Origin of the sequence: Actinacidiphila polyblastidii, from assembly GCF_036353415.1 — a bacterium.
Classification (GTDB): domain Bacteria; phylum Actinomycetota; class Actinomycetes; order Streptomycetales; family Streptomycetaceae; genus Actinacidiphila; species Actinacidiphila polyblastidii.
In genome coordinates, this window is the sequence record NZ_JAZEWV010000007.1 from 198,522 (window position 1) to 221,865 (window position 23,344).

The following is a 23,344-nucleotide window of genomic DNA, read 5'->3' on the forward strand; positions in this document are numbered from 1 at the left end:
CTGACATGGTGTCACCGTACGAGGAGATCGCCGCGACCCGGCCGCGGATCCGGCGGGACGTGCTCTACACGCGGACGCCCACCGGCGTGCACTTCCACAACGCCCGCGGCGGGTTCAGCGTCGTGATGCCGTCCGCGTACCGCTTCGCCTCGATCATCGTCCCGCACCTCACCGGCGAGAACACCGTCGCCACCCTGTGCGACGGACTCGGCGACAAGCAGCGCGAGATGGTGACCCGGCTCGTCGGCACGCTCTACGCGCGTGGCTTCGCCCGCGACGCGGTGCCGCCCGAGCCCGGCGCGCCCGTCCCCGAGGCCGCGGTGGCACAGCGGTTCGCCGCCCAGATCGACTACGTCGACCACTACGCGGACGACGCGGCCACCCGCTTCCTGCGCTTCCGCGACTCGCGCGTCGCGGTGCTCGGCGAGGACGGACTCGCCCGGTGGGCCGCGCTGTCGCTGATCCGCAACGGCTGCGCGGCGGTCGCGGTGCCGGCCGCCGCCGACACCCCTGCCAACCGCCTCGACGAAGTCCGAGCCGAGGCAGCGGAGTTGGCGGCGCAAGGCTGTCCGGTCGAGCTGCGCACCCTGCAACCCGGGCGGCAGCCGGGCGAGTTCGGGTGGGCGGACCTCGACGGCTACGACGTCGTGCTCGTCACCGGAGCGCACGCGGCGCGCCAGAGCGCCGCGCTCGCCGACGTGCCGGCCGGCCGGATGCTGGTGCCGGCCTGGGGGTACGGCGGCTCGGTCGTCATCGGTCCGCTGATGACCGACGGCACCCCGGGCTGCTGGACCTGCGCGGCGCTGCGGCTGACCGCGAACGGCGACCCCGCGGACGCCGCCGACCTGTGGGCGTCGCTCGGCCCCGCAGCGCCGCCGGCCGCCACCGCGCCGGCCACGGGCGTGTCGCCCGCGCGCGGCCCGGTCGCCGCGATGATCGGCAACCTCCTCGGCTACGAGGTCTTCCGCCTCACCACGCAGGCCCTCGCCGCCGAGACCCGCGGCCACCTCGTCATCCAGCACCTCGACTCCCTCGACACCGTCGCGGAACCCCTGCTGCCGCACCCGGCCTGCCCCACCTGCGCCCCGGTTGCCGCCACGGCCGCCGAGCCCGCCCCGCGGCCCGCCGCGGAACTGGCCGCGCTCGGCGCCGCGGAGCCGACCGACGCCGTGGCCGAACCGGAGGCGGAGGAGGACGCCGCACAGGCCGCGCTGGAGGAGATCACCGGGCGGGACGTGCTGGTGCAGCCGGCCGCGGGCGTCTTCCGGCGGTACGACGACGAGGTGTGGGCGCAGACCCCGCTGAAGGTCAGCGCGGTGGAGCTGAGCACCGGGCACGGGGCGCGGCGCACCGTCGCGGCGTTCGACGTGCACCATGTGGCCGGCGCCCGGCTGCGGGCGCTGCAACGCGCCGCCGAGGTCTACGCCGAGCACGTGGTGCCGCTGCCCGACGTGCTCACCGGCGCCGCGCTGGACGCCGCGCGCGGGAAGTGGCCCGCCGTGGCGGCCGAGCGGCTGGGCATCGCCTCCGGGCTCGGCGGGGCCGACCCGGCCGCCTGGTGCACCGCGACGTCGCTGCTGGGCGGCGAGACCGTGCTGGTGCCCGCGGCGGCGCTGCGCACCTTCGGCCCGCACAACGCGGACCGGCTCGTGGAGCCGACCGCCGCGGGCACCGGCGCGGGCCGGACCCCGAGGGAGGCGACCGGGCGCGCGGTGCTCACCGCGCTCGCCCACGCGACGCTGCGCGCCGCCCTGCACGGCAGGACACCCGTCACCGCGGTCGACCCGGCCGCGCTGGAGGCCGCGGGCGACCCCGAACTCACCTTCCTCGTACGGTCGGCGGCGAACCTCGGTGTGCCGCTGGAACTCCTCGACCTCGGCGCGCCGGCGGCGCACCCGGCCCCGGTGATGCTCGCCAGGGCGGACGGGCGGTGGGCCGTCGCCGCGGGCCTGCTGCGGCGGGACGCGGCGCTCGAAGCGATCCGCGACCTGCTCGGCGCCGCGCAGTTCGCCCGTGAGACACCGGGCCAGGACCGCACCGGCTTCGACCACCCTGACACCGGCGACCCGCTGCTGGCCGACCTCGACCCCGCGGCGCTCACCGCCGACGGCGTCACCGCACCGGACCTCGCCGCCGGCACCGACTGGCCGGGCCTGGCCGCGGCCCTGCGCGCCGCGGGCCGCGACGTGCTCGCCGCTCCGGTCGTCGCGCCCGACCTGGCGGCCGGCCGGCTGTACGCCACCCGTGTCCTCCTCACCTCGGCCGGTGCCGCCGATGCCGACTGACCTGCGACCCCGCCCCTCGGCCTCCGCGCCGCCCGGACCCGCCGTCCAGGATCCCGCACCCACGACCGCGTCCACGACGGCGCTGGCGGCCGCGCTGGCCACCGCACAGGACACCGCACGGGTCGCCGGCGCCGGACCGCGCTCCGGCGCGGCCGAAGTGGCGCGCCCGGCCCCGGTGTTCGTCGCGGCCCTCGGGATGCGCGACGAACTCGCCGCGGGCACCGGGGAGTCGGCCGGCGCGGCCACCCCCGGGGTGTACGTGTACGGCGGGCACGCGCTGGTCGGCCCCTACCCGGGGAGCGACGCGCCCGCCTGCGGCCGCTGCCTGGTGCGGCGCTGGCAGGCGGTGCGGACCCGCGGTCTGCGCGAGGCCCTGGAGACGGGCTCCGGCACGCGGGCCGCCGGAGCGGCGCCGTGGGCGGTGCCGTTCGTCGCCGACGCCCTCGCCGCGGTGCTCGCCGCCGAGGACCGCAGCGCCCCGGGCGACGGCCGCTTCCCGTACGCCTACCTGGTGGACCTGGAGACGCTCGGCGTCACGCCGTTCGCCTTCGTGCCGGACGCCGAATGCCCGGTGTGCGGCGACCCGGTGCCGGACAGCGCGGACAACGCCCGCCTGGAGCTGCCCAGTTCGCCCAAGCGCTCGCCGCACGACTTCCGGGTGCGGCCCGCCGACGACTACGACGTGCCGCTGGAGGCGTTCGTCAACCCGGCCGCCGGCATGCTCGGCCCGTCCGTGGTGCCGGACCTCGCCTCGGCCTCCACCTCCTCCGTGGTGGGCTCGTTCTTCCTGCGCTCGGGCGACTACCTGCGCGAGTGCTTCTGGGGCGGCCACACGCCGCGCTACCGCTCCAGCGTCCGCGTCGGCCTGCTGGAGGGCCTGGAGCGCTTCGCCGGGATGCGCCCGCGCGGCCGGCGCACCAGCGTCACCGCCGCCTACGACGACCTGCGGCGCGACCACGGCGAGCAGGTCCTCGACCCGCGGAACTGCGGTGTGTACACAGAGGAGTTCCACCGCGCCGAGCCCGGCGTGCGCTCCTTCGACCCGGCCCGGCCGATCCCCTGGGTGTGGGGGTGGAGCCTGCGCGACGGCCGCCCGGTGCTCGTCCCGGAGATCGTCGCCTACTACCACGCGCCCGGCGGCCTGGAGAACCGCTTCGTGCAGGAGAGCTCCAACGGCTGCGCCTCCGGGGGCAGTCCGGCCGAAGCCGTGTACTTCGGCCTGATGGAGGTCATCGAGCGCGACGCCTTCCTGCTCGCCTGGTACGGCCGCGCGCCGCTCACCGAGATCGACGCCACCGCCAGCCGCCGCCCCGAGACCCGCGCGATGATCGACCGGCTGGCGATGTACGGCTACCGCGCGCGCTTCTTCGACACCCGGATCTCCTTCGCGGTGCCCGTCGTCACCGCGGTCGCGGAGCGCCTCGACGGCGGCCCCGGACGGCTCTGCTTCGGCGCCGGCGCCGGACTCGACCCGGAGGCCGCGCTCGCCGCGGGACTGTGCGAGATCGCCACCGACGCGGTCAACCTGCGCCGCAGGACGCTGCGCGAGCACGCCAGGCTGACCGCGATGGCCGCCGACTTCCGCCGCGTCCAGGTGCTCCACGACCACCCGCTGCTCTACGGCCTGCCCGAGATGGCCCGGCACGCCGACTTCCTGCTGCGCCGCGAGCACACCCCGCGGGTGCCGCTGCACGAACTCGCCCGCGACACCGTGGCGCCCGGCCACGACATGCGCGAGGACGCGGAACGCGTCGTCGCCGAGGTCGCCCGCGCCGGGTTCGACGTCATCGCCGTCGACCAGACCACGCCGGAGCAGCGCCGCCTCGGCTTCTCCACCGCCGGGGTGATCGTGCCCGGCCTGCTGCCCATCGACTTCGGCTGGTCCCGGCAACGGGCCCGGCACATGACGAGGACGCGCCTGGCGCTGCGCGAAGCAGGGATCGCCGAACGCGAGTTGACCGCCGCCGACCTCAACCCCGCACCGCACCCGTTCCCGTAGCGCCCCCGTCCCGTCGCGCGCCCGCTCACGCGGCACCGCCCGTCACCGTACGACCGCCGCCGCAGCCGGAACCCGCCCAGCGGGGGACGGCCGAACCGAGGAAGGAACAGCCGTGGGATTCGCCCATGAGTACGCGACCGCCATCGTCAGGCGCGGCAGGTATCCCATGGAGCCCGCCGACTGGGTGCCGGACTGGGCCGACCGGCCGCGCAAGGGCAAGCACTTTCCCGGCGCCACCTCCTTCCCGCTGCCCGAGGGCGCGCCGGACGACCCGGCGGCCGACGTCGAGCGGGGGCTGCACGGACCGCGCGGTGAGGGGGAGTTCACGCTGCCGCTGCTCGCCGGGATGCTCCGCGACTCCTACGGCCTGATCGGCCGCCGGCTCGCCGTGCAGGCCAACACCGACCTGGTCACGCTGCCGATGTACCCCCAGGCCAACTGGTCGCGCGGCTCGGCCTCCGGCGGCGGCCTCTACCCGGTGGGCGTGCACTGGGTCGCCGGGCCCGGCGGCCCGCTCACCCCGGGCGTGCACTACTACGACACCCGGCACCACGCGATGCGCCGCCTGCTGGCAGGCGACGTCACCCCGCAGGTCCGCGATGCGGTCGGCGAACCGGCCGCACCCTACCGGCAGTTCCTCGTGCTCGGCGTCCGCTTCTGGCAGAACGCCTTCAAGTACAACAGCTTCAGCTACCACGTCGTCACGATGGACACCGGGGCGCTGCTCCAGACCTGGCGGATCTGGGCCAGGTCCCGCGGCCTCGACCTCGGGCCCGCGTTCTGGTTCGACGAGCCGCGGCTCGGCGGCCTGCTCGGGCTGACCGCCGAGGAGGAGGGCGTGTTCGCGGTGGTGCCGCTGCGCTGGCACGGCGACCAGGCGGCGCGGCGGCCGGCCGTCGCGGCGGGCGCGCACGGCGGCGGGCCGCGGGTCCGCCACACCGACCGGGAGCGCTCGCTGCGCGTCACCGCCTTCGAGACCGTCGAGCGGATGCACGCCGCCACCGTGGACGGCGCCGCGCTGCGGCCGCCGCCCGGCGCGCTGGACGCCGCCCTGGCCCCGCCGGTGCCCGCGGGCGGCGAACGCACCGCGCTCCCCGCCCCCGAGCCGCTGACCGCAGGCGTACAGCAGGCGCTGCGCTCCCGGCGCAGCAGTTTCGGCAGGTTCCAGGCCGCCCCGCCGCTGGCCGCGGCCGCGCTGTCCACCGTGCTGGCCGCCGCGGACGCCGCCGGACGGCTGGACAGCGACGCCGAGTCGCCGCAGGCGCCGCCGCTGACCCGGCTGTACGTCTTCGTCAACCACGTCGCCGGCGTCCCGCAGGGCGCGTACCTCTACGACCGGGCCGACCGCACGCTGCGGCTGGTCAGGGCCGGCGCGCCCGGCGACTTCCTCCAGCGCAACTACTTCCTGGCGAACTACAACCTCGAACAGGCCGGGGCGGTGATCGTGCCCGCCGCGCGCACCCACGCGGTGCTCGACGCGGTGGGCGACCGCGGCTACCGGCTGGTCAACGCGGTCGTCGGGGGCATCTCGCAGGCCGTGTACACCGCGTCCGCCGCGGCCGGACTCGCCTGCGGGGTCGCGCTCGGCTTCGACGCGATCTCGTACACCGAGGAACTGGGCCTGGCGGCGACCGGCGAACTCCCGCTGCTGATCATGATGATCGGCCACGAGCGCCCCCGCCCCGCCGACTTCCGCTACGAGATCGCCTGACGGCCGCCGTGACGACGACCACGCCGGGCCCGTCCCGGCCGCAGCCGCCCGCCGGCGCACGGCCGCAGGACCCGGCCGAGCCGCGACGCGGACAGGGAACACCGGACAGGGGAGAACGGGACATGGACGCCGTCGCCCCCGGGCCGCGGAGCGCGGAAAACGACGCTCCCGGATGGGAGTTGCACCGCCGCTTCGTGCTGCGGCTGGCCGGGCTGCCGGTGGAGTCGGTCGCGGGCCTGCGTGACCCGGCGGCCGCCCGGTGGGCCGCGGGCGTGCTCGACGCGGAGCGCGAACTGCACGAGCTGGCAGCGGAGTTGGACCTGCCGCTGACCGCGCTGGTGAAGACCGTCGAGGACCCGGCGCAGCGCCGCGCGGTGCTCGCCGTGCGACGCGAGGTCTTCAACGGGCGGCTGCCGCGCGACGAGCGGCCGGCACGGGCGGTCGCCGCCCGCCTCGAACCCGCGGCCGCGGCCACGCTGACCCGCTGGCTGGGCCGCCGCCGCGACCTCGCCGCGCTGCTGGCCGACGGCGGCCCGCTCGTCGACGCGGGCCTCGCCGCCGCCCGCACCCGGCTGCGCGCCCTGGCCCGAGAGGACCGCCTGCGCCGCGGCCTGGTGCTCGCCTCGCCGAGCCTCGACGCCCAGCTCGACGCCTTCATCGACCAGCCGCCCGCCACGGGCGGGGGAGCGCCCGACAAGCGGACGCGCAAGAAGGAGCGGTCGCTGCTGGCGTACCTCTACCGGACGGCCTGCAAGACCAGCCCGTTCAGCACCTTCACCGGCGTCGCCGCCGGTGAGTTCCGCCCCGGCGCCGACCCGACGCGGGCCGGCGGCGGGTGGACCAGCCACCCCCGGCTCAACGTGGTGGTGCTGGCCCGGCTCGCGGAGCTGATCGCCGCCGACCCGGCCCGCCGCGCCGACCTGCCGGTCGCCCTGTCGGCCGGCTGGGAGCTGGACGAGGAGCGGGTCCGCTACGTGCGGCGCTCGGTGACCGCGGGCGACGACAGCGCCGCGGTGAGCTTCGACGCCGCGCACGACCGGCTGTTCTTCCTGCGCCGCCGCGGCACCCTGGAACGGATGCTGGCGCTGCTCGCCGACGGCGCCGCCCTGCGCTACGCCGACCTCGCGGAGTGGCTCGCCACCCAGACCGGCGCGCCGCCCGAGGAAGCGGCCCGCTACCCCGCGACGCTGCTGGACCTCGGCATCCTGCAGACCGCGGGCCTGGCGACCGACGTGCACGCCGCCGACCCGCTGCGGGACTTCCAGGCCGCGCTGCGCGCCCTGGGCCGCGACTGGGCCGACGCCACCGCCGCCCGGCTCGACGCGGTGGCGGACCTCGTCAGCGGATACGGCGCCGCCGACGCGTCCGGGCGGCGCGCCCTGCTGGCCGCGCTGCGCACCGAACTGCTCGGCGTGCAGCGCGCGCTGGGCGCCGCCGACCCGTCACTGCCGCGCACCCTGCTCTACGAGGACGTCGCCGAGGAGCCGGTCACCGCCGACCTGGACCGGTGGACGGACCTGGCCGCGGAGCCGCTGCACGCGCTCGGCGGCATCCTGCCCGCCTTCGACGTGGCGCTGCCGCAGCGCCTGGTCCTGAAGGGCTTCTTCCTGGCCCGCTACGGCCGCGGCGGGCGCTGCGACGACCTGCTGCGCCTGGTGCACGACTTCCACGAGGACATCTTCACCCAGTACCTCCAGTTCACCTCGCTCAAGTCGCCGTCCGGGCCGGACGGCGCGCCGGCGCCGGAGGAGAACTGGCTCGGCATGCCCGAGGTGACCGCGCTGGACCGGGCGCGCGCCGAGTTCACCCTGCGCATGCGCGCGCTGTGGGCGGCGCACCCCGAGGACGGCCGCGAACTCCACCTGGACGAGGCCACCGTGGCGGCGGTGCGCGGTGAACTGGCGCCGCTCGGCTCGCCGTTCGCACCGCAGAGCCACTTCGTGCAGCTCGCCGAGCCGCAGCCGGACGCCACGTCGGACGCCGGGCCCGGTGCCGAGCCGCTGGTCGTCCTCAACAACTCCTACGGCGGACTGTGCTTCCCCTTCACCCGGTTCACGCACTGCTTCGAGGGGCCGGACGGCGGCGGGGCAGGCCGTGGCCTCACCGCCGAGCTGCGTGCGGGCCTGCGCGAACACCACCCGGCCGGTGCGGTGTTCGCCGAGGTCACGGCCGGCTCCGCGACGACCAACCTCAACCTGCACGGCCGCCTCACCGACCACGAGATCGTGTGCCCCGGCGAGACCAGCACCGCCCCGCCGCAGTCCAGGATCGACCTGGAGGACCTCTACGCCGAGCACGACGAGGCGACCGACCGGCTGGTGCTGCGCTCGCGCCGGCTCGACCGCGAGGTGGTGCCGCTCTACCTCGGCTACCTGGTGCCGATGGTGCTCCCCGAAGTGCCGCGCACCCTGCTGCTGTTCTCACCCACCTCACGGGCCAGGCCGGACGTCTGGCGGGGGGTGCCGGAAGGCCCCGAGCGCGACGGCGTGACCGCCCGGCCGCGGGTGCGCTACCGCAGCCTGGTGCTGCACCGCCGCCGCTGGACCGCGGCCCCCGGCACGCTGCCGGTGCGCGAGCCCGGCGCGGACGAGGCGGCGTACTACCTGGCGTGGCAGCGCTGGCGCGGCCGGCACGGGCTGCCCGCACGGGTGTTCGCGACGGTGCGGCCGGACACCGCGGACGGCGGCGGCCCCGGCGCGGCCTTCGGCGGCGGCGCCAAACCGCACTACGTCGACTTCGACAGCCCGCTGTCGCTGACCGCGCTCGAAGGGCTGCTCGCGGGCGGCCCGGTGCGCACCGTGTTCGAGGAGATGCTGCCGGGACAGGACGCCCTGCACGTCCGCTCGGCGCGCGGCCGGCACGTCGCGGAGCTCGCCCTGGAGATCCTCCCCGGCCCGGCGGCGCCCGCCGGTCCCGACCGCAGGCACGGAAGGCAGGACACCCCCGCATGACCACCACTCCGCCGGACACCCCCGGCCGCCCGCCCCGCGCCGACTGGCAGGCGTACCACGTCTTCTACGCCGCGAGCACCCGCCCCTTCCTGCTGGAGTGCGCCCGCCCGCTGGTCGCCGAACTGACCGGGGACGGCCTGCTGGAGCGGTGGTTCTTCATCAACTACTGGCTGGAGGGCCCGCACATCAGGCTGCGGCTGAGGCCGTCCTCGCCGCGGGCGGCCGCCGAGGTGACCGAGCGGGCCACCCGCGCCGTCAGCGGCTTCCTGCGCCGCAGGCCGGCGCTGTACGAGGTGAAGGACGGCTTCCTCGCCGAGCTGTACAACACGCTCTTCGAGCTGGAGTACCCCGGCGGCGAGCGCGACCGCTACACCGACGCGGCCGGCCGGATGGTGCTGCGTCCCAACAACTCCTTCAGCCCCGAGCCGTACGAGCGGGAGTACGGCAAGTACGGAGGGCCCGCCGGCGTGGAGCTGGCCGAGTGGCACTTCCAGCGCTCCAGCGAGCTGGTCGTCGACGCGGCCGCGGGCATGAACCTGCACCTGCGGACCGTACTGCTCGGCGTGGCCGCCCAGTTGATGATGACGATGTCCGGCTGCCTGCTCGAAGGGGAGGCGGCGCTGCTGGAATTCCTGGACCGCTACCACGAGTTCTGGAACTCGGCCTTCAGCGGCACCAACTTCACCGCGCAGGACGGTTACGACCGCGCCTACCGCTCGATGGACGCGGCGCTGCCCCGCCGGTTCCAGGAGATCCGCCGGGCGGTCGCCGTCCCCGCGCCCGAGCGGCTGCCGGGCTTCCTGCGCGGCTGGGCCCAGCACTGCCTCGAACTGCGCGAGCGGGTCACGGCGCTGGCGACCGGCGGCGACCTGGTGTTCCGCTCCTGGGACGGCGCCAGGGACCTGCACGTCACCGAGCCGGCGCAGGCGCTGCCGATGCTCGCCTCGCCGTACATGCACATGACCAACAACCGGCTGTCGGTGAGCGTCCGCGACGAGGCGTACCTGTCGTACGTCCTCGGCCGCGCGCTGCGCGAGCCGTCCGCCGGCGCCGAGGCCGCCGCGCGCGGTCAGGCCACCGCCGCCCGGCCCGCGCCCACGGCGGCGTCATGACCACCGTCGACCTGCTGGGGATGCGGCCGGCGGTGCGGCCCGACGTGCTCGTCGGGCCGGCCCTGACGCGCGGACCGGCGGTCGTGCACCTGGTCAAGGACCCTGTCAGCGGCGCCCGTCTGGAGGTCGGCGCCAAGGAGCACTTCCTCATCGTCCGCCTCGACGGCACCCGCACGCTGGCCGAGGTCGGCGCGCAGTACGCCGCCGAGTTCGGGGTGCGCCTCGGCGCGGCGCAGTGGCAGCAGCTGCTGCGGCTGCTGTCCGTACGGCAGTTGCTGGCCGGCGCGGTCCCGGCAGGCCCGCCGCGGCAGAACGGCGGTGCGGCGCGGCGGCCCGCCGCGTCCTGGCTCTCCGGCCGCACCCGGATGGTCGCCGACGCGCCCGCGCTGATGGACCGGCTGCACCGCGCGACCGCGTTCGCCCGCCGCGCCGCGGTGCTCGGCCCGCTGCTCGCGCTCTGTGCGGCGCTGCTCGTCGCGGAGGGGCTGTGGTTCGGCGAACTCGCCGACGCCACCGCGCGGTTGTTCGACCAGCCGGTGACGCTGTGCGCGGCCGGCGTGGTGCTGTGGTTCAGCCTGGCGGCGCACGAGCTGGCGCACGGCCTGGTGGCCAGGGCGTTCGGTCTGCGCGTCGCCGAGATCGGGCTGCGCCGCTACGCGGGCTTCATGACGTACCTGTACTGCGAGGTCGAGGACGTGCAGTTCCTCGCCGGCCGGGGGCGGCAGGTCGCGGTCGCCGCCGCGGGAGCGGCGATGAACCTGGTGTTCCTGCTGCCGTTCTGGCCGGTGTGGGTCCTGCTGCCCGGCTCCGCGCAGGCCGTGCCGTTCTTCGGCGGGCTGCTGCTGCTCGGCACCGCGATGGCGCTGCTCAACCTGGTGCCGCTGCCGCCGCTCGACGGCTACAAGGCGCTCGGCTACGCGCTCGGCACGCTCCGACTGGCCACCGAGAGCCGCGCGTTCCTGCGGGCCGCGCGCCGCCGCGCCTCCCGCGCCGCCTACCCGCCCCGGCTGCGCGCCGTCTACGGCGGCTACGCCGCGCTCTGCGTCCTGCTGGCCGCCGCCGCCCTCACCGCCCTCGGCCTGGGCTGCCGCGCCGAACTGCCCGCGTCCTGGTCCCCGGTGAGCCCCTGGCTGCCGCTCGCCGCCGTCGCCGCGGCCCTGCTCCTGCGCGCCCTCGGCCTGCGAGCCGCCGCCCGCCGCACCCGCAGCGCCCCCGTCAGCGGGCCCACCGCGTCCGCCGCCCCCGCCCCGGCCGCCGCCGTCCCGACGCCCGTCCGGCCGGACGCCGGGCGACCGGCGGAGCCGACCGCCACCTCCACCGCCACATCGACCAGCGCATCCACCAGCGCATCCACCAGCGCTTCCGCCGGAAGCACCGACGCGCCGGAGGCGCTCATGAAGAACGGCGGCCAGGGGTCGCAGGAGACCGCCGTCGTCCTCGACGGCGTGTGCAAGCGCTACGGGGAGGTGCGCGCGCTCGACGGGGTGTCGCTGACCGTCGGCCGGGGGGAGTTCTTCGGCGTGCTCGGCCCGAACGGCGCGGGCAAGACCACGCTGGTCGAGATCGTCGAGGGGATGCGGCAACCCGACTCCGGCACCGTGTCGGTCTTCGGCGAGAGCCCGTGGCCGCGCAACCTCGGGCTGATGCGGCGCATCGGCGTGCAGACCCAGACGTCCGCCTTCTTCACCCGGCTCACCGCCTGGGAGCACCTGGAGACGGTGGCGGCGCTGCACGGCCTTGGCCGGCCCGCGGCGCACCGCGCACTGGACGCGGTCGGCCTCGCCGACAAGGCCCGCAGCCGGGTGGACGACCTGTCGGGCGGCCAGCGGCAGCGCCTCGCGCTGGCCACCGCGCTGGTGCACGACCCGGACCTGATCTTCCTCGACGAGCCGACCGCCGCCCTCGACCCGGAGGCCCGCCGCTCGCTGTGGGACGTGCTGCGCACGCTGCGCGGCCAGGGCCGCACGATCGTCTACACCACGCACTACCTCGACGAGGCCGAGGCGCTCTGCGACCGGGTCGCGATCATCGCGGCCGGCCGGCTGGCCGCGCTGGACACCCCCACCGCGCTGATCCGCTCGCTCGCCGCTCCGGCCAGGCTGCTGGTGCCCGCCGACCGGATCACCCCCGACCAGGCCCGCGCCATCGAGGGCGTGGACCGGGTGCTCGTCGAGGGCGGCGAGGTCGTCATCGAGACGCACGCCGCCAACCGCGTCCTGGTCGCGGTCGGCGAGTACGTCGACATGGACGCCGTCCAGACCCGTACCGCCACCCTCGAGGACGCCTACCTGCGGCTGACCGGATCGGAGCACGCCCGATGAGCACCGCCTACGCCGCGCTGACCAGAGCGGCCTACCTGGCCTCGGTCCGCGACCGCACGACCGTCTTCTTCACCTTCGCCTTCCCGCTGGTGTTCCTGCTGGTCTTCGGCCTGCTGTTCCGCGGCCAGACCGTCAACGACGGCCTGCCGTACATCAATTACGTCGCCCCCGGCGTGCTGTCCTGGGGGGTGGGCAACGCGGCGCTGTTCGGGCCGGCGTTCGCGCTGATGCACTGGCGGCGCGACGACATCCTGCGGCTGGTGTGGCGTACCCCGACCCCGCTGCCGACCGTGCTGGGCTCCCGGTTCGCGGTCGCGGTGGGCACCGGGATCGCGCAGGCGGCGCTGTTCACCGCGGTCGCGCTGCTGCCGCTGTTCGGCCTGCACCTGTCGGGCGACTGGCCGCTGGCGCTGCCGCTGCTGGTGCTGGGCGTCGCCGCCTTCCTGGCGATGGGCCTGGTCGTCGGCAGCCTCGCCGACACACCGGAGGCGGTCGCCGCGATCGCCAACTGCGTGATGGTGCCGATGGCGTTCCTGTCCGGCGCGTTCTACCCCGCCGACCTGCTGCCCGGCTGGATCAGGACGATGTCCTGGATCTTCCCGCTGCGCTACCTCGACCACGGCCTGACGAACATCCTGGCGGGCCGCGCCGACCTCGGACCGCTCGCGCTGGACTGCCTCGGGCTCGCGGCCTTCACCGTGGTCTTCGGGCTCATCGCCGCCCGCACCTTCCGCTGGAGCAACCGGACATGACCCTCGACCCCGCGACCTCCGACCCCGCGACCTCCGACCCCTCCGGCGCCTCGGCGGCGTCCGGCGCCGGTCAACGCCCGCACGAGCAGCGGCAGTCGGCGTCCCCGACACCACTGGAGGCCGCCGGGCTCGACCTCCAGCGCCGACTGGCCGCGCTGGCCGCCGCGACCGCGCTGCGCGCGCCCGGCGTCGCCGTCCTCGGCGCGTACGACGTGCTGCGCCCAGAACCGGCCGAGCGCGCGCACCACCGCGCCGCGGCGACCGTGCACCTCACCCCGGAGTCCGTGCTCCTCGGCCCCTGGGGTGGCGAGGCCGAAGGAGCCGGCCCGTCAGCGGACGCCTGCGGCGCGTGCCTGGGCGTGCGCTGGCAGCGGCTGCGCACCCGTACCGAGCGCGAGGCGCTGGAGACCGGCGAGACGGTCAGCGCCGCGGGCCGCTGGCCGATCCTGCCCGACCACGCGGCCGACGCCGTATGGGCCCTGTACGCCTGGGCGTTCGCGCCGGACCGGGCGCGGGCGGCGGCGGCCGTGCGGCGGCGCGGCGCCGTACCGGGCTCCGCTGCCGAAGCAGCTTCCGGCGGGGACTCCGCCGGGCTGCCGCGAGTGACGCGCTACGACCTGGAGACCGGTCTCGTCCGCACCGTGCCGCTGCTCGCGGAGCCGCTCTGCCCGCACCACGGAACGCCCCCGGACGAGGGCCCGCTGACGCTGGCGCCGCGCCCGAAGCCGGCTCAGGACCGCTACCGGCTGCGGGCGCCGTCGGGCTATCCGCTGCCGACCGACGCGCTGGCGAACCCGGTGTGCGGCGTGCTCGGCGCGGGCGTGTGGAACGACGTCACCTCGCCCACCACCGCGCCGGTCGCCGGCACCGTCTTCATGCGCGGATACGCCGGCCTGACCGACGTGACGTGGAGCGGGCAGGCCAACTCCTTCGCCGCCAGCCGCGATCTGGCATTTCTGGAGGGCCTGGAGCGCTACGCGGGCACCCACCGCCGCCGCGCCGACGGCCTGCTCACCGCGGCGTACGACAGCCTCGGCGACGCGGCCCTCGACCCGCGCGCGTGCGGCCTGTACGCGCCGCAGACCTATCGCGACGACCCGATGCTCGCGCCCTTCGACCCGGCCCGCCCGATCCCGTGGGTGCGCGGGCACTCGCTGCGCGACGACCGCCCGGTCTGGGTGCCGGCCCGGCTGGTCTACTACAGCGCGGGCACCGCCGCCGACCACTTCGTCTTCGAGTGCTCCAACGGCTGCGCCACCGGCAGCTGCCTGGAGGAGGCGATCCTCTTCGGGCTGCTCGAACTCGTCGAGCGGGACGCCTTCCTGCTCGGCTGGTACGGCGACGCGCCGCTCGCCGAGATCGACCTCGCCTCCTGCGACAGCCCGGTGATCCGGGCGATGACCGACCGCGCCGCGCTCTGCGGCTACGACGTGCACGTCTACGACAACCGCATCGACCTGCCCGTCCCGGTCGTCACCGGGCTCGCGGTGCGCCGCGACGACGGCCCCGGCACGCTGGCCTTCGCCGCGGGCGCGGCCCTCGACCCGCAGACCGCGGTGGAGTCCGCGGTCTCCGAGATCCTCACCTACCTTCCGCACCTGCCCCGCCAGGTCGCCGAGCGCCCGGCCGAACTGGAGGCGATGGCCGAGGACTTCGGCCTGGTGCGCCGACTGCCCGACCACGCCGCGCTGTTCGGGCTGCCGCGGATGAAACGCCATGTGCGCGGCTATCTGGAGCCGCCCGCCGTACGGACGCTGGCGGACACCTACGCGGAGTGGGAGCGCTGGGACCGGCCGCGCGGCGCGGACCTGCGGGACGACGTGCGGTGGCTGCGCGACGCGCTGGCCGGCGCCGGCTTCGACGTCGTGGTGGTCGACCAGACCGCCCCCGAGCAGCGCGCGATGGGCCTGCGCACGGTCGCGACGATCGTGCCGGGGCTGCTGCCGATCGACTTCGGCTGGGCCCGCCAGCGGGCGCTGACCATGCCGCGGCTGCGGACCGCGCAACGCCGTGGCGGGCTGCGCGACCGCGACCTGCGTGAGGACGAACTGCGGCGCGTGCCGCACCCGTTCCCGTAGCGGAGCGCGCTTCACGCCGAAGGGTCCGGGCCGGGAGACCGGCCCGGACCCCCGGGTGGTGCGGGTCGAACAGGTGGTGCGGGTGGAGCGTACGGAGCAGGAGGTCAGGCGGTGCAGCTGGTGGTGCTGGTGGTGCTCGAGCAGGTGCTCGTGCTGGAGCAGCTGGTCGACGAGCCGAGCATGACCTCGCTCGCGTCGGAGTAGTCGGTGATCTCGAACGTCTCGGACTCCAGCTCCAGGATCTCCTGGGCGAGGGAGGCGAGCGGAGTGTCCAGCTTGGAGATGTCAGCCATGGTGACTCCTTCTCGACGGGATGCGCCCCAACGGGCCGCAGCCCAGCGGGCCATGCGGCCCGGAGCGGGCCACGCGACCCTTTCTACGCGCGTCCACTGGCACATCCGCTGGCCGATCGCTTTCACCCCGCTTTCACGCCGACCAAGCGCCACCTTCCCCACGGTCCGCACCGTCCCCACGGTCCGCATCTTCCCCACGGTCCGCACCGTCCCGCGCCCGCGGCACAGGAGGCCGGCGTGAACCAGGAGATCCTCGCGGCGGCGGCGGAGCTGTACGTCGCGGTGCACCGCGAGCCGGAGCTGTCGGGGGCCGAGGAGCGGACCGCGGCACGGTTCGCCCGGTCGCTGCGGGACGCCGGGTACGAGGTCACCGGCGGGGTCGGCGGCCACGGCGTGGTCGGCGTGCTGCGCGGCGGTCCCGGCCCCACCGTGCTGATCCGCGCCGAACTCGACGCGCTGCCGGTGCGGGAGGAGACCGGCCTGCCCTACGCCAGCACCGTCACCGCGCCGGTCCCCGTCATGCACGCCTGCGGCCACGACGCGCACCTGGCCTGCGCGGCGGGGGCCGCCGGTCTGCTCGCCGCGACGGCGGAGCAGTGGCGGGGCACGGTCGTGGTGGTCGGCCAGCCCGCGGAGGAGACCCTGAGCGGCGCCGCCGCGATGCTCGACGACGGGCTCTACCGCCGCTTTCCGGTGCCCGACGTGGTGCTCGCCCAGCACACCGCGCCGCTGCCGGCCGGCATGGTCGCCCACACCGACGGCCCGCTGCTCGCCGCGAGCGCCACCTTGGAGGTGGTGCTGCACGGGCGCGGCGGCCACGCCTCGGCCCCGCACCTCGCGGTCGATCCGGTGCTCACCGCGGCGGCGGTGGTGCTGCGGCTGCAGACCGTGGTGTCCCGGGAGACCGCCCCGGGCGAGCCGCTCGTGCTGACCGTCGGCTCGCTGCACGCTGGCGGCGCGGGCAACGTCATCCCGGAGTCCGCCAGCCTGCAGGTGACGCTGCGCGCCTTCGCACCGGCGACGCTGGAGCGGGCGCTCGCCGCGGTGCGCAGGATCGTGCGCGCCGAGTGCGCGGCCTCGGGCGCGCCGCGCGAGCCGGAGATCAGCGAGGTGTCGCGGTCCGGCGTGACGCTGAACGACCCGGCGGCCGGCGAGGCGGTCCGCGCCGCGCACGAGCGGATGCTCGGCCCCGAGCGGGTCACCCGCTGGCAGCCGTCCACGGCCACCGAGGACTTCCCGCTGCTCGGGCCGGCGGGGGTGGCCCTGCACGGCGTTCCCGGCATCCGCAGCGCGTACTGGATGCTCGGCTCGGTCGGGCCCGCGCAGTGGGCCGCCGCGGGCGCCACCGCGGCGGAGCGGCTGGCCGCGCTGCCGGCCAACCACTCCGCCCGCTTCCGCCCGCACCCCGCCCTCACGCTGCGCACCGGGATTCCGGCGATGGCCGCCGCCGCGCGGGCCCACCTGGGCCTTCCGGCCGGCGCCGCCAGCGGCGCCGGCGGTGCGTCCGACCCGGCCGCAGCCGGGGGGTCGGCGGCGGCCGGGTCGGTTAAGGTCGCCTCGGAGTCCTCCGCGGGGGAGGGCTGAGAATCCGCGCAGGCCGCAGCCTGCACAGCCGGCGTGGGGGCCGTGATGAGACTGAGGCTGGAATTCACGACCGAGCCGTTCGACCTGGAGGAGCCGCCCGCGCACGCCGTGGCGGCCCGCGAGGTGGTGGAGAGCGGGGTGCTGGACGCGGTGGACGTCGGCCCGTTCGGCAACACCGCAGAGGGTTCGGCCGACGCCGTGGTCGAGACGGTCGGCGAGGTGCTGAGGCGTACCCTGGCCGCCGGCGCGACCCGGGTGTCGCTGCAGGTCAACGTCGTGCCCGAGGCCGGCGGCGAGGCCCTGCGATGAGCCCTGCGCCACAGGACGGCGAGGCGGCGGACGGCGAGGCGGCGCGGGACCCGGCCCCGCGGACTCCGTCCGGCGCGGCCGCCGGTCCGCCGGCGCCTGCCGTGCACCCCCTCGCCGAGGCCGTCAGGCCGCTCGCGGACGCGATGGGCGCGGCGCTGCTGCCGCCCGCCGAGGCCCGCGGCGACGACGTGGTGCTCAGCTGGGAGGGGCGCGCGGTGGTGGCGGTGCGGCTGCCCCATCTGGCCGACTCACTCGACCACATCCTCGCCGACCTGGAGCGCCGCCACGGCCCGCTCGCGCGGCTCGGCCGCAAGGAGAAGCAGGGCGTGGTGCGGATACTGGAGGAGCGCGGCGCGTTCTCGGTGCGGCACGGCGTGGAGACCGTCGCCGCGGCGCTCGGCGTCAGCCGCTTCACCGTCTACAACTACCTGAACAGGGAGAACGCCCAGCGGGTGGAGAAGCCGCAGGGCTGACACCCCGGCCCCGCGGCGCGGTCATGCGCCGAGCCGGCGGTCATGCGCGCCCAGGAATGTTCAACAAACTGTTGACGCTGCGCGCCGGCGGCTCGTAGCTTGCGAGGGTGACTTCCAGCGCATCGCCGGGTCTCGCCCGGCTCAACGGTGCCACCGCGCCCACCGCCTCCCGGCTGCTGCACGAGGTGTGCGGCAGCACGGCCTGGTGCGCCGCGGTGGCGGCCGGCCGGCCGTACGCCCGCCTCGACGACCTGCTCGCGGCGAGCGACACGGCGACGGCGGCGCTCACCGCCGCCGGCCTCGGCGAGGCGATGGCCGCACACCCGCCGATCGGCCGCCCGAAGCCGGGCGACCCGGCCTCCGCGCGGGAGCAGAGCGGCGTCGGCGACGCCGAGCGCGCGGAGCTGCTGCGGCTCAACCTGGAGTACCAGGACGCGCACGGGCATGTCTTCCTGATCTGCGCCACCGGACGCACCGGGGAGCAGATGCTCGCCGCGCTGAAGGAGCGGATCGGCAACGACACGGACACCGAGCGCGAGATCGTCCGCGTCGAACTGGGCAGGATCAACCGCATCCGGCTCACCCGCCTCGCCGGCACCCAGGAGGACTCTCCATGACCGCAGAGCCCGCCACCACGACCGGCCCGGCGGGGCCTCGCCCCGCCTCGGTGTCCACGCACATCCTCGACACCAGCATCGGCCGGCCCGCCGAGGGCGTCGCCGTCACGCTGTCGGCCCGCCCGGCGCCCGGCGCCCCGTGGACCGCGCACGGCGCGTCCGCCACCGACCCGGACGGCCGCTGCAAGGACCTGCCCGCCCCCCCGGAGGGCACCACGCACGTCCGGCTCGAATTCGCCGTCGAGCCGTACTTCACCCGCAGCCCCGCCTCCACCCACACCCCAGCCGAGGCCCAGCAGGACGCCCCCCGCACGGACTCCGGTCCAAGGGACAGCGGAGTGTTCTTCCCCGAGGTGGCGATCGTCTTCGCCGTCACCCCGGGCGAGCACTATCACGTACCGCTGCTGCTCAACCCGTTCGGCTACTCCGTTTACCGAGGGAGCTAGCACCGATGACCGACGCATCACGGCCTGCCGCCGCTCGCACCACCTATCTCGGCCAGAACCAGTACGGCAAGGCGGAGAACCGCGTCGTGCGGGTCTACCGCGACGGCGCCTCCCATCGCGTCAAGGACCTGAACGTCTCGGTGGCGCTGTCCGGCGCGATGGACGAGGTCCACTACTCCGGCTCCAACGCCAACGTGCTGCCGACCGACACCACCAAGAACACCGTCTTCGCCTTCGCCAAGGAGCACGGCATCGAGTCCGCCGAGGCGTTCGGCGTGCACCTCGCCCGGCACTTCGTGACCAGCCAGGAGCAGATACAGCGGGCCAGGATCCGGATAGAGGAGTACGGCTGGCAGCGGATCGGCGACACCGGCCACTCCTTCGCCCGCACCGGCCAGGAGACCCGCACCACCGAGATCACCTACGACGGCCTGGGCTTCCAGGTGGTCTCCGGCCTGAAGGACCTGGTCGTGCTCAACTCCACCGACTCCGAGTTCTGGGGCTACGCCAAGGACGGGTACACCACCCTCAAGGAGGCGTACGACCGGATCCTCGCCACCGAGGTCACCGCGCGCTGGCGGTTCGGCTGGACCGGCGGCGCCGCCACCGAGCCGTCGTGGGAGGAGAGTTACGGGCAGGTGCGCGGCCATCTGCTGGACGCGTTCGCGGACACGTACTCCCTGTCGCTGCAGCAGACGCTGTACGCGATGGGCAGCCGGGTCGTCGAACAGCACCCGGGCATCGACGAGGTGCGGCTGTCGCTGCCCAACAAGCACCACTTCCTGGTCGACCTGGAGCCCTTCGGCCTGAAGAACGACAACGAGGTGTACATCGCCGCCGACCGCCCGTACGGCCTGATCGAGGGCACCGTGCTGCGCGACGGTGCGCAGGCCGGCATCCCGGTGACGGACTGAGGAGGCCGCCATGACCGAACGCATCGTCATCGAGAACTGCGCGATCGCCACCGTCGACGGGCAGGACACCGAACACACCGCCGGACACGTGGTGGTGGCGGGCAACCTCATCGAGTCGGTCGGCGCGGGACCCGCGCCCGCGGGGCTGGACGGCGTGGTCCGCCGCGTCGACGGCGCCGGGCACCTGGCCACCCCCGGCCTGGTCAACACCCACCACCACTTCTACCAGTGGATCACCCGCGGCCTCGCCCAGAACAGCAACCTCTTCAACTGGCTGGTCGAGCTGTACCCCACCTGGGCCAGGATCGACGAACCCATGGTGTACGCGGCCGCGTCCGGCTCGCTCGCCATGATGGCCCGCGGCGGCGTCACCACCGCCATGGACCACCACTACGTCTTCCCGCGCGGCGCGGGCGATCTGCTCGGCGCCGAGATCAGGGCCGCCGCGGAGCTGGGCGTCCGGTTCACCGCGGCGCGCGGCTCGATGGACCGCGGCACGTCCGACGGGGGACTGCCGCCCGACTTCGCGGTGGAGACCACCGAGGCGGCGCTGCTGGCCACCGAGGAGGCCGTCGACCGGCACCACGACGCCTCCTTCGGCTCGATGCTGCACATCGCCGTCGCACCCTGCTCGCCGTTCTCCGTCTCCACCGAACTGATGCGGGACGCGGCCCTGCTGGCCCGCCGCAAGGGGGTGCGGCTGCACACCCACGGCAGCGAGACGGTGGAGGAGGAGAAGTTCTGCCACGAGCTGTTCGGCAGGGGCCCGACCGACTACTTCGAGTCCACCGGCTGGCTCGGCGACGACGTGTGGATGGCGCACTGCGTCCACATGAACGACTCCGACATCGCCGCCTTCGCCCGCACCCGGACCGGCGTCGCGCACTGCCCCTCGTCCAACGCGCGGCTCGCCGCCGGGATCGCGCGGGTGCCGGACATGCTCGCCGCCGGAGTCCCGGTCGGCCTCGGCGTGGACGGCACGGCGTCCAACGAATCGGGCGAGCTGCACACCGAGTTGCGCAACGCGCTGCTCATCAACCGGCTCGCCGGCGGCGAGAAGGCGCTCGACGCCCGCCAGGCGCTGCGGCTCGGCACCTACGGCGGCGCCCAGGTCCTCGGCCGGGCGGCCGAGATCGGCTCGCTGGAGCCCGGCAAGCTCGCCGACCTGGTGCTGTGGAAGCTGGACGGCATCGGGCACGCCTCGATCGCCGACCCGGTCGCCGCGCTCGTCCTCGGAGCGGCCGCCCCGGTCACGCTCTCGCTCGTCAACGGCGTGCCGGTGGTCGAGAACGGGCGCCTCACCCGGGCCGACGAGGACGCCATCGCCGGGCTGACCCGGACCGAGGCCCGCCGCCTCGCACAGCTCGCGGGCCTGGCCTGAGCAGGTGCGCACGACGACCGGCCGGGGAGGGACGGCCCCCGGCCGGTGGCCGGACCCTTTCCTGAAGAGGGTCCGGCGGCGCCGCCCCCGGGTCCACCAGGTCCCGGGGGCGGCGCGCCCATGCGTCAGAAGCAGAGCCTGAGCACGCAGAAGTGCGCGTGCTGCGGAGGTGATGTGGTCGGGGTCGGGGTCGGCACGGGGGTCGTCGGCCGCGGACTCCCGCCGGTCCCCGTCCCTGTGCCGGTCCCGCTGCCGGTCGGCGTCGGCGTCGGGGCGCTCGTCGCCGACGGGCCGGCGCCGCCCCGCGCCGTGCCGGCCGCCGACGGAGGCCGCGGCGCGTACGGCACGCGCGTCCCCGCGTCCTCGTCCAGCGTGCCGTTCGGCGGCGGGACCCGTCCCGCGCGCGGCGGGCTCCCCGGCGGGTAGCCGCTCGACGGCGGCGCGGCGGGGGAGGAGCCCGCCGCGGGCACGCTGGCCGCGCCCGGCGTGGACGCCGTCACCGGCTGCCTCGGGCCGCCGGCCGACACCACCGCCAGGGTCGCCGCACCGCCCAGCACCACCACGGCGGTCGCCACGAGGGCACGCCTGCGCAGCTTTTGCCGCAGGCCGCCGCCACCGCCGTGCGGCTCGGCCGGAACGGCCGCGGCCGGGACGGGCTCCGCCGGGACGGGCTCCGCCGGGACTTCAGGGAGCGCCGGGAGTTCGGCGCGGGACGCGGGCCGGGCGGCGGCCGCGGCGCGGTGGGGGTCTATGTCGGGGGCGTAGGCGCCGCAGTCGGGGCACACCAGCGCGCCGTCGAGAGGGCGGCGGCAGGCGGAGCAGAGATCCATTCGCGTCTTCCTGTGCCGACGGCGCGGGCAGCCCGAAACGCTAGCAGCCGGATCGGGAGAGCGCGCGTGAGTCCTGTGTGACTTGTGGAGAGGTCACGCAGACCTGTCCACTCCGCCCGGCCCCACCTCGCGCTGCCCCGACCCGCCACCGCTGCCCGCCCCGACCGGCCCGCGGGGTGCGCGCTCAGCCGGCCGTGGCGAACGCGTCCAGACCCGTCCGCTCGGCCGACAGCGCCCACAGCCGGGCGGCCTGCTCGGGGTCGGCGGCCCAGCCGCGCACCCCGCCTGCCACGCCCGCCGCGGCGGCCTGCTCGTCGTCCGGCACCAGCCGGGCGATGTCGCAGTCCTCCAGGTAGACGCCGCCCTTGCCGTCGAGCTGCGCCGAGGTGGCCGCCCACACCTGGGTCGCGGCGCCCTGCTCGGGCGTCTTGAAGTCGGAGTTCAGCACGTTGCCGTCCTCGTCGATCCAGCCGAAGTCGACCATCTCCTGCTTGGGCAGGTGGCGTTGCAGCGGGGTGAGGATGCCGCCGGGGTGCACCGAGAAGGCCCGGACGCCCGAGTCGGCGGCGAGCGTGTCGAGATGGCGGGCGAACAGCGCGTTGGCGGTCTTCGCCTGGCCGTACGCCGCCCACTTGTCGTAGCCGGTGGCGAAGTCGATGTCGTCCCAGCGGATGCCGGAGCGCCGGTGGCCGCCGGACGAGACCGCGACGACCCGGCCACCCCCGCGCGCGATGGCCGGCCACAGCCGGTTGACGAGCGCGTAGTGGCCGAGGTGGTTGATGCCGAACTGGGACTCCCAGCCGGGGCCGACCGACGCCTGCGGGCACGCCATGACGGCCGCGCTGTTGATCACGTGGTGCAGGTCCCGGCCGGAGCCGAGGAAGCGGTCCGCGAAGGCCGCGATGCTCGCCTGGTCGGCGAGGTCCAGCTCGTCGACCTCGACGCCGTCGATGCCGGCCAGCGCCTCGCGAGCGGCGTCGGGGCGGCGCGCCGGCACCACGACGTGGGCGCCGGCCGCGGCCAGCGCGCGGGTGGTCTCGATGCCGATGCCGGAGTATCCGCCGGTCACCAGCGCGTTGGTGCCCGTGAGGTCGACGCCGTCCAGGACCTGCGCCGCGGTCGTCCTGGCGCCGTACCCGGAGGGCAGTGGCTGCTGTGCTGTCTGGGCTGTGGTCATGCCCTCCACGCTACGAACTGGAGTGCACTCCAAGGCAACCCGACGCTCGGGTCTGCGCCACCGAAGCGTTCACAGGGTGAAGGCGGCTGCCCCCGGCGCGTCCCGGCAACC

Annotated in this window: 18 protein-coding genes; 15 read left to right on the forward strand and 3 right to left on the reverse strand. The window is 75.8% G+C overall.

What is annotated here, in order from left to right; genetic code table 11:
• Nucleotides 1–5 precede the first annotated feature (5 nt).
• From V2S66_RS11860 to V2S66_RS11895, 8 genes are all read left to right on the forward strand, one after another.
• Complete coding sequence (locus V2S66_RS11860) at nucleotides 6–2,285, forward strand: TOMM precursor leader peptide-binding protein (protein ID WP_330794684.1); 2,280 nt, start codon at nucleotides 6–8, stop codon at nucleotides 2,283–2,285.
• Entirely contained in the window at nucleotides 2,275–4,284 is a 2,010-nt protein-coding gene (locus V2S66_RS11865; RefSeq protein ID WP_330794585.1) for a TOMM precursor leader peptide-binding protein, read from the forward strand. The genes V2S66_RS11860 and V2S66_RS11865 overlap by 11 nt, the downstream gene beginning before the upstream one ends.
• Before the next feature lie 112 nt (nucleotides 4,285–4,396).
• Complete coding sequence (locus V2S66_RS11870) at nucleotides 4,397–5,995, forward strand: nitroreductase family protein (protein WP_330794586.1); 1,599 nt, start codon at nucleotides 4,397–4,399, stop codon at nucleotides 5,993–5,995.
• A 122-nt stretch (nucleotides 5,996–6,117) separates the two neighbouring features.
• Nucleotides 6,118–8,946 (forward strand): lantibiotic dehydratase, encoded by a 2,829-nt coding sequence (locus V2S66_RS11875; protein WP_330794587.1) that lies wholly within the window; start codon nucleotides 6,118–6,120, stop codon nucleotides 8,944–8,946.
• Complete coding sequence (locus tag V2S66_RS11880) at nucleotides 8,943–10,058, forward strand: lantibiotic dehydratase C-terminal domain-containing protein (RefSeq protein ID WP_330794588.1); 1,116 nt, start codon at nucleotides 8,943–8,945, stop codon at nucleotides 10,056–10,058. Before V2S66_RS11875 ends, V2S66_RS11880 begins: the two co-directional genes overlap by 4 nt.
• A 1,394-nt stretch (nucleotides 10,059–11,452) precedes the next feature.
• On the forward strand, nucleotides 11,453–12,379 hold the full coding sequence (locus V2S66_RS11885; RefSeq protein ID WP_330794685.1) for an ABC transporter ATP-binding protein: 927 nt from the start codon (nucleotides 11,453–11,455) through the stop codon (nucleotides 12,377–12,379).
• Nucleotides 12,376–13,131, forward strand: coding sequence for an ABC transporter permease (locus V2S66_RS11890; protein WP_330794589.1), 756 nt, complete (start codon nucleotides 12,376–12,378; stop codon nucleotides 13,129–13,131). The genes V2S66_RS11885 and V2S66_RS11890 overlap by 4 nt, the downstream gene beginning before the upstream one ends.
• Entirely contained in the window at nucleotides 13,128–15,209 is a 2,082-nt protein-coding gene (locus V2S66_RS11895) for a YcaO-like family protein (RefSeq protein WP_330794590.1), read from the forward strand. The genes V2S66_RS11890 and V2S66_RS11895 overlap by 4 nt, the downstream gene beginning before the upstream one ends.
• Before the next feature lie 104 nt (nucleotides 15,210–15,313).
• Here V2S66_RS11895 and V2S66_RS11900 read toward each other — a convergent pair whose 3' ends face one another.
• Nucleotides 15,314–15,502 (reverse strand): thiazolylpeptide-type bacteriocin, encoded by a 189-nt coding sequence (locus V2S66_RS11900; RefSeq protein WP_093711265.1) that lies wholly within the window; start codon nucleotides 15,500–15,502, stop codon nucleotides 15,314–15,316.
• A gap of 237 nt (nucleotides 15,503–15,739) precedes the next feature.
• On the opposite strand from V2S66_RS11900, the gene V2S66_RS11905 reads away from it, so the two are divergent.
• From V2S66_RS11905 to V2S66_RS11935, 7 genes are all read left to right on the forward strand, one after another.
• Nucleotides 15,740–17,086 (forward strand): amidohydrolase, encoded by a 1,347-nt coding sequence (locus V2S66_RS11905; protein ID WP_330794591.1) that lies wholly within the window; start codon nucleotides 15,740–15,742, stop codon nucleotides 17,084–17,086.
• 45 nt (nucleotides 17,087–17,131) lie between these two features.
• Complete coding sequence (locus tag V2S66_RS11910; RefSeq protein WP_330794592.1) at nucleotides 17,132–17,395, forward strand: hypothetical protein; 264 nt, start codon at nucleotides 17,132–17,134, stop codon at nucleotides 17,393–17,395.
• 143 nt (nucleotides 17,396–17,538) lie between these two features.
• A complete protein-coding gene (locus tag V2S66_RS11915; RefSeq protein WP_330794686.1) occupies nucleotides 17,539–17,868 on the forward strand; it encodes a helix-turn-helix domain-containing protein in 330 nt (109 codons plus the stop codon).
• Nucleotides 17,869–17,975: 107 nt separating this feature from the next.
• Nucleotides 17,976–18,485 (forward strand): 2-oxo-4-hydroxy-4-carboxy-5-ureidoimidazoline decarboxylase, encoded by a 510-nt coding sequence (uraD, locus tag V2S66_RS11920; RefSeq protein ID WP_330794593.1) that lies wholly within the window; start codon nucleotides 17,976–17,978, stop codon nucleotides 18,483–18,485.
• The gene (gene uraH, locus V2S66_RS11925) at nucleotides 18,482–18,931 is read left to right on the forward strand and encodes a hydroxyisourate hydrolase (protein ID WP_330794594.1); all 450 of its coding nucleotides are present in this window, start codon (nucleotides 18,482–18,484) and stop codon (nucleotides 18,929–18,931) included. The genes uraD and uraH overlap by 4 nt, the downstream gene beginning before the upstream one ends.
• 5 nt (nucleotides 18,932–18,936) lie before the next feature.
• A complete protein-coding gene (gene pucL / locus V2S66_RS11930) occupies nucleotides 18,937–19,845 on the forward strand; it encodes a factor-independent urate hydroxylase (RefSeq protein WP_330794595.1) in 909 nt (302 codons plus the stop codon).
• Between the two features lie 10 nt (nucleotides 19,846–19,855).
• Nucleotides 19,856–21,226, forward strand: a complete 1,371-nt coding sequence (locus V2S66_RS11935; protein ID WP_330794596.1) for an 8-oxoguanine deaminase — start codon at nucleotides 19,856–19,858, stop codon at nucleotides 21,224–21,226.
• Between the two features lie 125 nt (nucleotides 21,227–21,351).
• Here the strand turns inward: V2S66_RS11935 and V2S66_RS11940 are convergent, their stop codons facing one another.
• Entirely contained in the window at nucleotides 21,352–22,056 is a 705-nt protein-coding gene (locus V2S66_RS11940) for an SCO2400 family protein (RefSeq protein ID WP_330794597.1), read from the reverse strand.
• A gap of 184 nt (nucleotides 22,057–22,240) precedes the next feature.
• Nucleotides 22,241–23,233 (reverse strand): SDR family NAD(P)-dependent oxidoreductase, encoded by a 993-nt coding sequence (locus tag V2S66_RS11945; RefSeq protein WP_330794598.1) that lies wholly within the window; start codon nucleotides 23,231–23,233, stop codon nucleotides 22,241–22,243.
• Between the last annotated feature and the right edge of the window lie 111 nt (nucleotides 23,234–23,344).

Bases quoted from the DNA above. Each gene is read 5' to 3' on its own strand.
- V2S66_RS11860 (WP_330794684.1), top strand. From the start codon at position 6: ATGGTGTCACCGTACGAGGAGATCGCCGCGACCCGGCCGCGGATCCGG.
- V2S66_RS11865 (WP_330794585.1), top strand. From the start codon at position 2,275: ATGCCGACTGACCTGCGACCCCGCCCCTCGGCCTCCGCGCCGCCCGGA.
- V2S66_RS11875 (WP_330794587.1), top strand. From the start codon at position 6,118: ATGGACGCCGTCGCCCCCGGGCCGCGGAGCGCGGAAAACGACGCTCCC.
- V2S66_RS11880 (WP_330794588.1), top strand. From the start codon at position 8,943: ATGACCACCACTCCGCCGGACACCCCCGGCCGCCCGCCCCGCGCCGAC.
- V2S66_RS11885 (WP_330794685.1), top strand. From the start codon at position 11,453: ATGAAGAACGGCGGCCAGGGGTCGCAGGAGACCGCCGTCGTCCTCGAC.
- V2S66_RS11890 (WP_330794589.1), top strand. From the start codon at position 12,376: ATGAGCACCGCCTACGCCGCGCTGACCAGAGCGGCCTACCTGGCCTCG.
- V2S66_RS11895 (WP_330794590.1), top strand. From the start codon at position 13,128: ATGACCCTCGACCCCGCGACCTCCGACCCCGCGACCTCCGACCCCTCC.
- V2S66_RS11900 (WP_093711265.1), bottom strand. From the start codon at position 15,502: ATGGCTGACATCTCCAAGCTGGACACTCCGCTCGCCTCCCTCGCCCAG.
- V2S66_RS11910 (WP_330794592.1), top strand. From the start codon at position 17,132: ATGAGACTGAGGCTGGAATTCACGACCGAGCCGTTCGACCTGGAGGAG.
- V2S66_RS11915 (WP_330794686.1), top strand. From the start codon at position 17,539: ATGGGCGCGGCGCTGCTGCCGCCCGCCGAGGCCCGCGGCGACGACGTG.
- uraH (WP_330794594.1), top strand. From the start codon at position 18,482: ATGACCGCAGAGCCCGCCACCACGACCGGCCCGGCGGGGCCTCGCCCC.
- pucL (WP_330794595.1), top strand. From the start codon at position 18,937: ATGACCGACGCATCACGGCCTGCCGCCGCTCGCACCACCTATCTCGGC.
- V2S66_RS11935 (WP_330794596.1), top strand. From the start codon at position 19,856: ATGACCGAACGCATCGTCATCGAGAACTGCGCGATCGCCACCGTCGAC.
- V2S66_RS11940 (WP_330794597.1), bottom strand. From the start codon at position 22,056: ATGGATCTCTGCTCCGCCTGCCGCCGCCCTCTCGACGGCGCGCTGGTG.
- V2S66_RS11945 (WP_330794598.1), bottom strand. From the start codon at position 23,233: ATGACCACAGCCCAGACAGCACAGCAGCCACTGCCCTCCGGGTACGGC.